The sequence below is a fragment of the Streptomyces sp. NPDC001663 genome, from assembly GCF_042893105.1.
GTDB lineage: Bacteria > Actinomycetota > Actinomycetes > Streptomycetales > Streptomycetaceae > Streptomyces.
In genome coordinates this window covers 458,707-471,080 of the sequence record NZ_JBIAUR010000002.1, presented here as the reverse complement: position 1 = coordinate 471,080, position 12,374 = coordinate 458,707, and the positions used below count along the sequence as shown (strand labels likewise).

Annotated in this window: 10 protein-coding genes; 2 read left to right on the top strand and 8 right to left on the bottom strand. The window is 71.5% G+C overall.

The window, feature by feature from the left end; translation table 11 throughout:
• Position 1: 1 nt before the first annotated feature.
• The 4 genes from ACFY1L_RS08450 to ACFY1L_RS08435 all read right to left on the bottom strand — a co-directional run bounded on the left by ACFY1L_RS08450 (position 2) and on the right by ACFY1L_RS08435 (position 6,120).
• Positions 2-1,948 (bottom strand): ABC transporter permease, encoded by a 1,947-nt coding sequence (locus ACFY1L_RS08450; RefSeq protein ID WP_388820071.1) that lies wholly within the window; start codon positions 1,946-1,948, stop codon positions 2-4.
• A complete protein-coding gene (locus tag ACFY1L_RS08445) occupies positions 1,948-2,991 on the bottom strand; it encodes a glycine betaine/L-proline ABC transporter ATP-binding protein (RefSeq protein WP_388820068.1) in 1,044 nt (347 codons plus the stop codon). The genes ACFY1L_RS08450 and ACFY1L_RS08445 overlap by 1 nt, the downstream gene beginning before the upstream one ends.
• The gene (locus tag ACFY1L_RS08440) at positions 2,991-4,520 is read right to left on the bottom strand and encodes a GMC family oxidoreductase (RefSeq protein WP_388820065.1); all 1,530 of its coding nucleotides are present in this window, start codon (positions 4,518-4,520) and stop codon (positions 2,991-2,993) included. Before ACFY1L_RS08440 ends, ACFY1L_RS08445 begins: the two co-directional genes overlap by 1 nt.
• A gap of 70 nt (positions 4,521-4,590) precedes the next feature.
• The gene (locus ACFY1L_RS08435) at positions 4,591-6,120 is read right to left on the bottom strand and encodes an aldehyde dehydrogenase family protein (protein ID WP_388820062.1); all 1,530 of its coding nucleotides are present in this window, start codon (positions 6,118-6,120) and stop codon (positions 4,591-4,593) included.
• Positions 6,121-6,343: 223 nt separating this feature from the next.
• On the opposite strand from ACFY1L_RS08435, the gene ACFY1L_RS08430 reads away from it, so the two are divergent.
• Positions 6,344-7,114: a hypothetical protein gene (locus ACFY1L_RS08430; RefSeq protein WP_388820059.1), complete on the top strand. Its 771-nt coding sequence runs from the start codon at positions 6,344-6,346 to the stop codon at positions 7,112-7,114.
• A gap of 25 nt (positions 7,115-7,139) precedes the next feature.
• Here the strand turns inward: ACFY1L_RS08430 and ACFY1L_RS08425 are convergent, their stop codons facing one another.
• The 3 genes from ACFY1L_RS08425 to ACFY1L_RS08415 are packed head-to-tail and all read right to left on the bottom strand — an operon-like array spanning position 7,140 to position 10,318.
• Positions 7,140-8,180 (bottom strand): hypothetical protein, encoded by a 1,041-nt coding sequence (locus tag ACFY1L_RS08425; protein ID WP_388820056.1) that lies wholly within the window; start codon positions 8,178-8,180, stop codon positions 7,140-7,142.
• Positions 8,181-8,190: 10 nt separating this feature from the next.
• Complete coding sequence (locus ACFY1L_RS08420) at positions 8,191-8,553, bottom strand: hypothetical protein (RefSeq protein ID WP_388820053.1); 363 nt, start codon at positions 8,551-8,553, stop codon at positions 8,191-8,193.
• Complete coding sequence (locus ACFY1L_RS08415; RefSeq protein WP_388820051.1) at positions 8,543-10,318, bottom strand: hypothetical protein; 1,776 nt, start codon at positions 10,316-10,318, stop codon at positions 8,543-8,545. The genes ACFY1L_RS08420 and ACFY1L_RS08415 overlap by 11 nt, the downstream gene beginning before the upstream one ends.
• Positions 10,319-10,480: 162 nt before the next feature.
• On the opposite strand from ACFY1L_RS08415, the gene ACFY1L_RS08410 reads away from it, so the two are divergent.
• A complete protein-coding gene (locus ACFY1L_RS08410; protein WP_388820048.1) occupies positions 10,481-11,374 on the top strand; it encodes a GNAT family N-acetyltransferase in 894 nt (297 codons plus the stop codon).
• Here ACFY1L_RS08410 and ACFY1L_RS08405 read toward each other — a convergent pair.
• A complete protein-coding gene (locus ACFY1L_RS08405; RefSeq protein ID WP_388820045.1) occupies positions 11,357-12,277 on the bottom strand; it encodes a LysR family transcriptional regulator in 921 nt (306 codons plus the stop codon). The genes ACFY1L_RS08410 and ACFY1L_RS08405 overlap by 18 nt on opposite strands.
• Between the last annotated feature and the right edge of the window lie 97 nt (positions 12,278-12,374).

Here is a 12,374-nt window from a genome sequence, read left to right as displayed (position 1 = left end):
GTCACGCTCCCTTCTTCGCACGGCGTTCCGTCGGCTGGGTCACCCGGTCGAGCATCAGGCCGAGGCAGACGATCGCCGCGCCGGCCACCAGACCGGTCGCCAGGTCGCCCTGCGCGAGACCGAACACGGTGTCGTAGCCGAGCGCGCCACCGCCGACCAGGCCGCCGATGACGACGACGGCGAGGACCAGGACCACGCCCTGGTTGACGGCGAGGAGCAACGCCGGGCGGGCAAGCGGGAGTTGGATCTGGCGCAGCTGCTGGGCGGGGGTCGCGCCGAGCGAGCGGGCCGACTCCAGGGCCGCCGGGTCGACCTGGCGCAGACCCTGCGTGGTGATGCGGACGACGGCGGGCAGGGCGTAGACCACGGCCGCGGCGACGGCCGGGGCACGGCCCACGCCGAACAGCGCGACGACCGGGATCAGGTACACGAACTGCGGCATCGTCTGGAAGACGTCCAGGACGGGCCTCAGCAGACGCTCGAAGCGGTCGCTGCGGGCGGCCGCGATGCCGATCGCGAAGCCCAGGACCAGGGTGACGGCGACGGCCGCGAGGACCTGGGAGAGCGTGTCGAGCGACGGCTGCCACACGCCGAGCACGCCGATCGCGGCCATGGCGAGGACCGCGGTGAGCGCGGTGCGCCAGGTGCCGATCAGCCAGGCCAGGGCGGCGACCACGAGCAGTACCGACCACCAGGGCAGCCACTGCAGTCCGCTGCGCACCGGGTCCAGCACCCAGGTCGTGAAGTGGCCCGCCCAGTCGGCGGTGCCGCCCACGACGGGCACGCCCGAGTAGAGGTGCGCGGTCATCCAGTCGACGGCGCGGTTGACCGGCTCGGCGATGTTCAGCGTCCAGGCGTCGGGCCAGTCGAGGCGGCCCGCCAGCCGTCCGGCGAGCGCCGCGGCGACGGCGGCGACGGCCGCGTAGAGCCAGGGCCGCAGGCTGCTCCCGTGCTCCTCGCCGGCGTGCTCGCCCGCGGCGCCGGTCACCCGGTCCAGTACGACGGCGAGCAGCACGATCGGGATGCCGGCCGCGAGGGCCGCGCCGACGTCGACCGAGGCCAGCGCCTGGTAGACGCGGTCACCGAGACCGGCGGCGCCGATGACCGCCGCGATGACGGCCATGGACAGCGCCATCATGATCGTCTGGTTGAGGCCCAGCAGGAGTTCCTTGCGGGCCAGCGGGATACGGGCGGTCAGCAGCCGTTGGCGTGCAGTGGCGCCGAGCGAGTCGACCGCCTCCAGTACCTCCTTGTCGGCGCCGCGCAGACCGAGGGAGGTGAGGCGGGCCATCGGCGGGGCGGCGTAGACGACGGTGGCGAGGACGGCCGCGGGGACACCCATGCCGAAGACCAGCACGACGGGCAGCAGATACGCGTACGCCGGCATCACCTGCATGGTGTCCAGGACCGGGCGCAGCGCGCGGTCGAGGCGGTCGGAGAGACCGGCGGCGAGGCCCAGCAGGACGCCGACGACGACCGAGGCGAGGACCGCGACCACCATCAGGGCCAGCGTCTGCATGGTCGGCACCCACATGCCGAGCAGACCGCAGGCGAGGAAGGCCGCCGCCGTGCCGAACGCGAGCCGCACACCGGCGACGCGCCAGGCGACGAGGGCGCCGACGGCCGTGACACCGGCCCAGCCCGCGCCGAGCAGCACCAGATACACGGCGCGTACGGAGATCACGAACGCGTTGCTGACGTAGCCGAAGCCGTAGAGGAACAGCGGGTGGCTGTCCCGGTTGTCGATGATCCAGTCGCTGGCACTGGTCAGCGGCTTGGACAGGTCGACGGTGAGCGCCTCGGGCCAACTGCCGCTCGCCCACCGGGCGTTGGCGAGTGGTACGAGGACCGCCGCGGCCAGGGCGAGGAGCAGCAGCTTGCGTGCGGCGACGTGTTTGAGCACGCCGGGGAGGGCGATACGGGGAGCGGATGCGGTGACCGTTGCCATCAGACCGCCTCCTTCTGCGGCTCCGTTCCGGCGACGACGCCGAGGAGCCTCTCGTGGTCGACGACTCCCAGACAGCGGCCGTCCTCCACGACGCAGGCGGCCCGGCCGGCCTCGGCGACGACCTTGATCGCCTCGGCGACCACGGCGTCGGGCGCGAGCGCATCCGGGTGCTCAGCCGCGCCGCACTCCCCGGCCCGCATGGCCGTGCGGACCGTCATCACCTGCTCGCGCGGCACGTCCCGTACGAACTCTCGTACGTAGTCGTCGGCCGGGCTGCCCACGATCTCCTCCGGGGTGCCCAGCTGGACCACGCGCCCGTCGCGCATCAGCGCGATGCGGTCGCCGAGCTTCAGGGCCTCGCTCAGGTCGTGGGTGATGAAGACCATCGTGCGGCCCTCCTCGCGGTGCAGGCGGACCACCTCCTCCTGCATGTCGCGCCGGATCAGCGGGTCGAGCGCGCTGAACGGCTCGTCGAAGAGCAGCACCTCGGGGTCGACCGCCAACGCCCGGGCCAGGCCCACCCGTTGGCGCTGACCGCCGGAGAGCTGGGCGGGGCGGCGCTGCTCCATGCCCTCCAGACCGACCTTGGCGACGACCTCCTGGGCGCGCGCCCGACGCTCCGCCTTGCCGACGCCCTGGATCTCCAGGCCGTACGCCACGTTGTCGAGGACCGTGCGGTGCGGGAGCAGGCCGAAGTGCTGGAAGACCATCGCGGCGCGGTGGCGGCGCAGTTCGCGCAGGCGGGACCTGTCCATGGCGCGGACGTCCTCGCCGTCGATGGCGATGGCGCCCGCGGTCGGCTCGATCAGCCGGGTCAGACAGCGGACCAGCGTGGACTTGCCGGAGCCGGACAGGCCCATCACCACGAAGACCTCGCCCTTGCGCACGTCGAAGGAGACGTCCCGGACGGCGGCCGTGCAGCCGGTGCGGGCACGCAGCTCGGCGGGGTCCAGCGCGGTCAGTTCGGGATCGCCGGGGACGCTGTCGGCCTTCGGGCCGAAGACCTTCCACAGGCCCTCAACAGCGAATACGGGATTACTCATCACGCACCACCTCCGATCATTTCGACGGCCTTCTCTCCGACCATGAGCACCCCGATCATCGGGTTCACCGCGGTCATCGTCGGGAAGACGGAGGCGTCGGCGATGCGGATGCCGTCCAGGCCTCGGATCTTCAACTCGGGGTCCACGACGGCCTGTTGGTCGTCCGCGGCGCCCATGCGGCAGGTGCCCGCCGGGTGGTACACGGTGTGCGCGACCTTGCGGGCGTACTCGCTGAGCTCCTCGTCGCCCGTCATGTGCGGTCCGGGCGCCACCTCGCGCTTGAGCCAGCTCGCCAAGGGTTCGGTGCTCGCGATCTCGCGGGCGATGCGGATGCCGTCGACGAGGGTGCGGCCGTCGTAGTCGTCCTCGTCGGTGAAGTAGCGGAAGTCCAGGGCGGGCTTGACCGACGGGTCCGCGCTCGTCAGGTACAGGCGCCCGCGGCTCTTCGGCTTCGGGATGTTCGGGGTCATCGAGACGCCGAACTCCGGCCGCTCGTAACCCAGTCGCTCCGGGTTGTCGGTGAAGGGCACCTGGTAGAAGTGGAACATCAGGTCGGGGCCCGCGTGTTCGGGATCGCGCCGCACGAACAGGCCGGCGTCGCTGTCCATCGCGGAGTTGTCGGGGATCGGCCCGTGGGTCTCCCAGACGATCACCGACTCGGGGTGGTCGAGGAGGTTCTCGCCGACGCCCGGAAGGTCGTGCACGACGGGTATGCCGAGCGCCTCCAGGTCCTCGCGGGGGCCGATGCCCGAGTGCAGGAGCAGGCGCGGGGAGTCGACGGCACCGGCGCAGAGGACCACCTCGTTGCGTGCGCGTACGAGGATCTCCTCGCCGTCCTTCGTGCGGACGTGCACGCCCTCCGCGCGCGTGCCGTTCAGCTCCAGCCGGTACGCCCAGGTCTCCAGCAGGACGGTCAGGTTGGGCCGCTCGTCCATCACCGGGTGGAGGTAGGCCACCGAGGCGCTGGACCGCTTGTTGTTCTCGGGGTGGTAGGCGAGGTCGAAGAAGCCGACGCCCTCCGTGAACGGCGAGCGGTTGAAGCCCTCGACGCGCGGGACGTCGATCGCGTTCTGCGCCGCCTCGACGAAGTCGCGGGCGATGTCGTTCCGGTCCTTCTCGTCGACCGGGACGATGTTGTTGAGCAGCCGGGCGTAGTACGCCTCCATCGGCACCGCGCCCCAGCCCTTGGCGCCGGCCTCCTCCCACTCGTCCCAGTCGGAGGGCAGCGGCTTGAAGGCGATCAGGGTGTTGTGGCTGGAACAACCGCCGAGGACGCGGGCCCGGCTGTGCCGGATGTGGGAGTTGCCGCGGGGCTGCTCGGTGGTCGGGTAGTCGTAGTCGAGCTCACCGCCGAGCAGGCCCATCCAGCGGCGCAGCGTCAGGACGTCCTCGCGGCCCACATCGCTGGGGCCGCCCTCGATGACGGCGACGGTGACGTCGGGGTTCTCGGTGAGGCGGGAGGCGATCACCGAGCCTGCCGTGCCGCCGCCGATGACGACGTAGTCGTAGATGTGGGGGATCTCTGGCATGGGGGGCATGGGGGTCTTGCTCCAAGGGGGATCGAGCGGGGTCAGGGGTCGGACGGGGGGATCCGGGGGGTCAGCCCGCGAACCAGCGGACCGGCTTGGGGGCCAGGTTCTGGTAGACGTGCTTGGTCTCGCGGTACTCGGCGAGGCCCGCGGGGCCGAGCTCGCGGCCGACGCCGCTCTTGCCGAAGCCGCCCCACTCCGCCTGCGGGAGGTAGGGGTGGAAGTCGTTGATCCAGACGGTGCCGTGGCGCAACCGGCCCGCGACCCGGCGGGCCCGGCCGGCGTCGGCGGTCCAGACGGCGCCCGCGAGGCCGTACTCGGTGTCGTTCGCGAGCGCGACCGCCTCGTCCTCGGTGCGGAAGGTCTCCACCGTCAGCACCGGTCCGAAGACCTCCTCGCGTACCACCCGCATCTCGCGGTGGCACTGGTCGAGGACGGTCGGCTCGTAGAAGTAGCCGCCCTCGGGGCGCTCCGGCGACGGCTCGGGGCGCCGGCCGCCGGTCCGCAGCACCGCTCCCTCCGCGAGCGCGGAGTCGACGTACGACTCGACCTTGGCGCGCTGCTGCTCGGAGACGAGCGGCCCGCACTCGACGCCGTCCGCGGTGCCGCGGCCGAGGCGGATACGGCTTGCCCGGCGGGCGAGTTCGGCGACGAAGCGCTCGCGTATGGACTCCTCGACGATGAGGCGGGCGCCGGCCGAGCAGACCTGGCCGCTGTGGATGAACGCGGCGTTCAGGGCCTGGTCGACGGCCGTGTCGAAGCCCTCGTCCGTGGCGCAGGCGTCGGCGAAGACGACATTGGGGTTCTTGCCGCCGAGTTCGAGGGCGACCTTCTTGACGCTCGGAGCGGCGGCCTGCGCGACCTTGGTGCCGCTGACCAGGCCACCGGTGAAGGAGACCAGGTCGACGTCGGGGTGCTCGGCGAGACGGGCGCCGACCGAGTGGCCGGGGCCGGTGACGATGCCCGCGACGCCGACGGGGAGCCCGGCCTCGGAGAGCAGGTCGATGAGCGCGATGGTGGTGAGCGGGGTGATCTCGCTCGGCTTGACCACAAAGGTGTTGCCTGCCGCGAGCGCCGGGGCGATCTTCCAACTGGCCTGCAGGAGCGGGTAGTTCCAGGGCGTGATCAGCGCGCAGACACCGACGGGTTCGTGTACGACGACACTGTGGATGTCGGTCGAGCCCGCGTCGACGACCCGGCCGGGCGCCTCGCCCGCGACCAGGTCGGCGAAGTAGCGGAAGGCGTCGGCGACGCAGTCGATGTCGACGCGGCCCTCTTCGACGGTCTTGCCGGCGTCCCGGCTCTCCAGCCGGCCGAGCCGCTCGCGGTCGCGTACGAGGAGGCCGGCGACGCGGCGCAGCAGTGCGGCGCGCTCGGCGACGGAGGTGCGGGGCCACTCGCCGTGGTCGAAGGCGTGCCGGGCGGCCGCGACCGCCAGGTCCGTGTCCTTCTCGTCACCCTCCGCGACCAGGGCGAAGGCCTGGCCGTCCGCGGGGTCGAGGATCTCGCGCGTGCCGCCGGAGACGGCCGCGCGCCACTCCCCTGCCACGTGGATGGTCGCCTGTGCGTCGAGGCCCAGGGCTTCTGCTCTGTCCGCCATGTTCGGTGTTGCCTTCCGTTCCTGTTCCGTGCCCGTGAGTCACACAGGTGTCACCCACCGGGACCGTGAGCGCATGCCCCCGGCCTTCGATTGCATGCGCAATCCATGGCCGAAAGTGCGCCGCGTCACTGAACATGCGGGCAAATAGGGCGAAACGTACGCTGAGGGGTGACGCGTGGTGATGCGCACCACGGAAGTGAATGCGCACCACGGAGGTGACGCCATGGCCGGCAGAGCAGCGAACCGGAGAGCGTTGATCTGTGCGGCGGCGGGCGCGGCCCTCGCCCTCTCCCTCGCGCCGGCCGTGGCGGACGACGGCAGCGACCTGTCCGCACAGCAACTGGCCCAGCAGGCGAAGAAGAACCTGCTCGACGCCGAGTCGGTCCATCTGAAGCTGACGGACCGCAGTGCGGGATCGGCCGCGAGCAGGACCCAGCCGACGTCGATGGACCTGGCCCTGGACCGGGACGGAAACTGCGTCGGCACCATGCGGATGGGCGGGAAGGGCGGCAGCGTCGAGCTGATCAAGCGCGGCAAGGAGGTGTGGATGAAGCCCGACAGCGCCTTCTGGAAGTCACAGGTGCCCGGCCCACAGGGCGACGCGGTGGCCGAACTCTTCAAGAACCGCTACATCCACGGCTCCACGAAGGACGTCATGCTGAAGGGACTGGCCGACACCTGCGACCTGACCTCCTTCCAGAAGCAGGTCGACAGCGGTACGTCGTCGGAGGGCAAGTCCCTGAAGAAGGGCGCCGAGACCACGCGCGACGGCACGAAGGTGATTCCTCTGACGACCACGAAGGACGGCAGGAAGGCGGTCCTGTACGTCACTTCGAAGTCACCGCACCGACTGGTCGGGGCGACCCAGAAGGGCGGCGGCACGGACACGGCCCTGACCTTCACCGACTACGACAAGCCGGTGCCGTCGGCGACACCGTCACCGAGCGAGACGGTGGACATCGGCAAGCTGCAGCAGGAGCTGCAGAACGCCTGAGAGCCTGTGCCCGGGCCGTCGGTCCTCAGTCGATCCCCGGATCCGCGTCGCAGGTCGTGTAGGGCGGGCAGAACCAGTCCAACGCCGTGGTGAGGAGCTCGAGTTCGCTCTCGCGGTCGGAGTCGGGGCCGTAGGCGGCGATGGCGTAGATGTTGCCGTCCGGCGCGACGAAGCGCTCGTCGTAGACGTGCCAGGTGCCGATGTCGGGCTCGCCCTTGATGGAGTCGGCCGTGTACTCCAGCCGCGAGCCGGTGAACTCGCCGTCGTCGAGCCGCTGCAGATCGAGCTTCTTGAAACCGGCCGGCTTGGGGGTGTCGTCGGACAGGTACAGCTTGAAGGAGGCGTCCGGCGACTCCTCCTGGACCTGGTAGACCTGCAGCCGGTGTTCCCGGTCGGCGCTGCGGTAGTTGACGACGGCGATCCCGTACTGGGAAGCCACGCTGCTGCGCGTCCACCCGTCGGGTATCGCGATGCGGAAGCCCTCTTCGTCGTCGTACGACTCGTATCCGGCCGGGAGTTCGGGGGCCGACGGGGACGGAGAGGCCGTGTCGTCGGTCGGCGACTCGGAAACCGCCGGTGTGGAGGCCGAGGGTGCCACGGAGGAACTGGCCACGACCGGCTTCTTCCCCGGCTCGTCGTCCTTCCCGACGACCAGGGTCAGTACGAGACTCACGGCGACCCCGACCACGGCGGCACCGACGACCACGGACCAGACGAGGCGGCGGTTCAGGCCTCGCTCGGGGGCGGGCGCGGAGGGCGGCTCGACGGGCGGCCAGGAGGCGCCGCCGGCCCACTCCGGCGCCGGCCCGCCGCCGGAACCGGCGGCCTCAGGGCCGGAGGGCGGCCACGTCCCGCCGGCCGCCGCGCCGTCCACCACGGTGCCGCCGGTGCCGGGACCGTGCCAGGCACTGTCCGCACCGTCACCGGGCCAACCGGACGGGGAGACCGCCGGCGCGAACTCCGGACGGGCCGGCGGTGGTGATGTGGGCTCCGCCGCCGGACTGCTCCCCCGGCCGTCCTCCCAGCGCTGGGTGTCCTCGTTCCAGTACTGCTGTCCCCCGCTCATCGTCTCCCTCTCACATCCCCAGGAGGGCGGCCACGGCACCGGCGGAGGAGAGGAAGGTGACCAGAGCCTGGGAGTCGGCGAGCAGTTCGCGCAGGCGCTGGCGGCGCGTCGGCCCCGCCTGGCCGGTGCCGGTGATCTCCGTCTCCGTCTCGGCGAGCGCCTCGTCCAGCGCGGCCGTCTGCTCGCTGCTGTTCACCCGCCCCAGGTCCTCGCGCAACTGCCGTACCGCTTCCAGGAGTTGCCGGGTGGCCTCGTCCGGCTGCACTCCCGGGCCGTGGTGCACGTGGCTCTCGGCGCGCGCGTTGCTGCCGGCGGCGACGTTGTTGTTGCTGCCGGAGATGTCTCCGATGTTGATACTCGGCTCACTGGCCATTGCTGTCGGCTCCCTTCTGCGGCGCGGTGCCGCCCGAGGCGTTGGAGGACGAGGCGGAGTTCTGCATACCGGCAGCGACGTTGTTGTTGCTGCCCGAGATGTTGCCGATGTTCACGTCGCCGTTGCTGATGTTCACGACCTTCTGCATGAACTCGCCGGTCTCGTAACCGGCTTCGGCGAGCGCCACCCGCACCCCGTTGGCGACACGGTCCTGCACGCTCTTCAGGTAGCGCGCCACGTCCATCTCCTGGAAGAGGGAGCCGGCGGGCACCGAGCCCAGTTCGCGCACCGAGAGGGCGGGACCGTCCGGCAGCGCGCCCGCGTACCCGCCGGTCAGCATCCGCCACGCGTACACCAGCCCCCGGCCGAGCGTGGCCAGCGAGCGGCCCACGGACGCGGGCACCAGGACGACGGCCCCCGCGGTCTTGCCGAGCGCGTTGTTGTTGCGGAACCGGTGGGCCGTACGGTCTGCGTCCTTGAACTCCGCACGCACCGGCGTCAGTACATGCGGCGCTATCTCCAGCATCAGCATCCGGCCCTGCGTGTGGATGCGCACGAAGACCGTGACGACCAGCTCCTCCTCCCAGCCGCCGACGCGGATGCGCAGGAAGTGCCGCCGCTTCTCGGCGCCCTCCTCGACCGCCCGCGCCCGGTGGTCCTCGAAGGCCTGCTGGTTGTACGGCGCCTGCTCCCGGCCGAGCAGCCCCTCGGCCGGCAGGAACACACACTCGTCGATCTCCAGCTGACGCAGGCGGTCGCGGACGCCGGGGCCCGCGTACTCGGCGGGGATGCGGAGCTGTTCGAGCAGCGGCCGGACCTTCTCCAGGACCGTGCGGTTGCTGAGCGGTTGCTGCTGCTTGCTCTCCTCGTCCGGCCGCAGTTCCACGGCGAGGACCCAGGTGTCGTACGCCGCGCCCGCGCCGCAGAACGGACGCGCCTCGTGGTACATGACCAGCGGCGCGTGCTGCTCGAGCCGGATGCGCTGCTTCAGCCGCTGGAAGCGCTGGTTCTCGGCCTGCTCGGCGGGGTCGCCGGCGGCGTCCGGGAAGCGCTGCGGGGAGAGTTCGGCGGCCAGCGCCCGGCTGAACTGGGTGCGCTGGGCGTGCGCGCACCAGGCGATGAGCGCGAACACACCGAGCGCGATCCAGGCCTGCCACGGCTTGATCAGGTCGCCGATGCTGCTCGGCGAGAGCGCGTCACTGAAGCTCGGCGAGTCCGAGCCGTATCCGTAGCCGTAGTCGGATCCGTACGAGCCGTACGAGGGGCCGTCGTCCGAGCCGCCGCCGAACGCGACGACGACGGTGAAGACGAGCATCGTCGCGAAGAACGTACGCCCCCACCAGCGGACGAAGAACGCGGCGATCCGACGGTACAGGGGCGGCTGTTCGGCGCGGCCCCGGATCCAGGGTGCGAGGGCGAGCAGCACGCTGGGCCACAGGAAGAGGGCCAGCAGACCGCCGGTGAGCCCCGCACCCACCACCCACAGGCCGAGGATGGCCGCGGCCCAGAGCAGTTCCTGGCGGCGGGCGCGCAGCGCGTGCGCGAGGACGCGGGCGGCGTCGAAGCCGAGCGAGGGCGCCACGATCCGCTGCTCGTTGAGGTGGAGTTCCTCGATGACCCGGTCGCGGTAACCGGAATCCAGGTACGTGCCCGCGCACAGCAGCCGGGTCGCCTCGCTGGCGTGCGGCGGAGTGGGCGGTGGTGTCGGTGGTGGCCCTGCGGGCGTGGTCGGCTGCGGTTGCTGCGGCACGAATGCGGTGCTCACGCGACTCCCCCGATGCGTGGAAAGACCGTTGTCAGACGTTCAGTTGACAAACCATCAGCATAGAGGGGCCAGTGGGGTCGGCGAAAGCGGAATGTCAGGGGACGGACACCCTCGGACACCGGGGTGGACTCCTCCAAATCCTTTGACTAAAGTCAAAGAAGTATGGGACCAGTGTCGAACGAGCACGTGGCGGCTCTCCGCCGGTTCAACCGGTACTTCACGCGCCGTATCGGCGTGCTGGACGACCACTACCTCGGCCAGGACCGTCCGCTCGGCGAGGCCCGGCTGCTGTTCGAGATCGGAGACGGCGTCTCCCTGCGCGAGCTCAGGAGCCGCCTCGGTCTCGACGCCGGGTACCTGAGCCGGATGACCAAGGCGCTCCAGGCCCAGGGCATGGTCCGGGTGAGCGTGCCGTCGAACGACAGCCGGCTGCGGATGGTCCGGCTCACCCCGGCCGGACGCGTCGAGGTCAAGGAGCAGAACCGCCGGGCCAACGCCCTCGCCGCGGGCCTGCTGGACACCCTCACGCCCGGCCAGCGCGAGCAGCTGATCGACGCGATGGCCACCTCACAGCGGCTGCTGCGCCTGGCCGCCATCACCGTCGAACTCGTCGACGGCGCCGCCCCGGACGCCCGAGCCTGCCTGGACGCCTACGCCGCCGACATCGACGAACGCTTCCCGGAGGGCTTCGACAAGTCCGACCTGGTGGGCCCGGAGGAGGTGTCCGGGACGGTCGGCGCGTTCTTCGTGGCGTACGAGGAAGGGCGTGCGGTGGGCTGCGGGGCGCTGCGCACGCTGGAACCCGGCGTCGGCGAGATCCGGCACGTGTGGGTGCACCGCCAGGCCCGGCGGCTCGGCCTCGCCCGCCGGATCCTCGCCGCCCTGGAGGGCGCGGCGGCCGCCCGCGGCCTCACCGTCGTACGCCTCGACACGCATGCGACCCTCACCGAGGCGCAGGCGATGTACCGGGCGTCCGGGTACACGGAGATCCCGGCGTACGTCGACCACGTCTACGCCGACCACTGGTTCGAGAAGCGGCTAGACACGGTCGTGTGACCACTCGGCCAGCAGCTCCCGCACCGTCCGCCGCAGCCAGGCGTGCGCGGGGTCGGCGTCGTGCCGCGGGTGCCAGGCCATCCCGAGCTGCAGCGGCGGGAGCGGGAGCGGCACCTCGAAGGTCATAAGCTCCAGGGCCGCCGCCAGCGGCCTCCCCCACAGGCTGATCAGTCCGACGAGATCGGTGTCCCGTACGACGAACAGGGAGGCGGGGAAGGTGCCCACAGACCCCACCACCCGCCGGTGCAGGCCGAGTTCGGCGAGCGCGGCGTCGACGGGCCCGTGCAGCTTGCCCCGACGCGACACGATCAGGTGATCGGCCTCCGACGCGAACCGCTCGGCCGTCAACTCGCCCTCCAGCAGCGGGTGTCCGGCCCTTACGACGCCCACCATCCGGTCCTCGTGCAGCGTCTCCACGTGCACCTCCGGCGCCGACGTGTCCAGCACCCCGACCTCCAGGTCGGCCGTCCCCTCGCGCAGGAACGGCGCGTCCACATGGCTCTCCGCCAGGAACCGGACGCGGACACCGGGCGCCTCCTCGGCGGCGCGGGCGTACAGGGCGGGACCGCAGGCGGCGGCGATGAAGTCGTGGCCGATGATCGTGAGGGTCCGGCGCACGGTCCGCAGGTCCGCGTCCCGGCCCGGCGCGAACAACGCCCGCGCCCGCTCCACCACCGCGCTCACCTCGGCCCGCACCGCGAGCGCGTGCGGCGTCGGCACCATCTGCCGCCCGGCCCGCACCAGGACGGGATCGCCGAGCGCCTTGCGGATCCGGCCGAGGGTGCGGCTCATCGCCGGTTCGGACAGGTGCAGGCGGCGGGCGGCGCCCTGGACGCTGCGCTCCTCGAGGAGGACGTCCAGGGCGAGCAGCAGATTGAGGTCCACCCCGGTGGATTGCGTCATGTGCAATCGCCCCTTGCAAAGGTTGCACTGGAAAGCAGGTCGGAACCGACCCTACGGTGGCAGGGCATCCCACACCACCCACCGAGCTCCCGAGGAG

What these genes read in the sequence shown, in the direction of transcription:
- ACFY1L_RS08450 (WP_388820071.1), bottom strand. Translation starts at nt 1,948, where the DNA reads ATGGCAACGGTCACCGCATCCGCTCCCCGTATCGCCCTCCCCGGCGTG.
- ACFY1L_RS08445 (WP_388820068.1), bottom strand. Translation starts at nt 2,991, where the DNA reads ATGAGTAATCCCGTATTCGCTGTTGAGGGCCTGTGGAAGGTCTTCGGC.
- ACFY1L_RS08440 (WP_388820065.1), bottom strand. Translation starts at nt 4,520, where the DNA reads ATGCCAGAGATCCCCCACATCTACGACTACGTCGTCATCGGCGGCGGC.
- ACFY1L_RS08435 (WP_388820062.1), bottom strand. Translation starts at nt 6,120, where the DNA reads ATGGCGGACAGAGCAGAAGCCCTGGGCCTCGACGCACAGGCGACCATC.
- ACFY1L_RS08430 (WP_388820059.1), top strand. Translation starts at nt 6,344, where the DNA reads ATGGCCGGCAGAGCAGCGAACCGGAGAGCGTTGATCTGTGCGGCGGCG.
- ACFY1L_RS08425 (WP_388820056.1), bottom strand. Translation starts at nt 8,180, where the DNA reads ATGAGCGGGGGACAGCAGTACTGGAACGAGGACACCCAGCGCTGGGAG.
- ACFY1L_RS08420 (WP_388820053.1), bottom strand. Translation starts at nt 8,553, where the DNA reads ATGGCCAGTGAGCCGAGTATCAACATCGGAGACATCTCCGGCAGCAAC.
- ACFY1L_RS08410 (WP_388820048.1), top strand. Translation starts at nt 10,481, where the DNA reads ATGGGACCAGTGTCGAACGAGCACGTGGCGGCTCTCCGCCGGTTCAAC.
- ACFY1L_RS08405 (WP_388820045.1), bottom strand. Translation starts at nt 12,277, where the DNA reads ATGACGCAATCCACCGGGGTGGACCTCAATCTGCTGCTCGCCCTGGAC.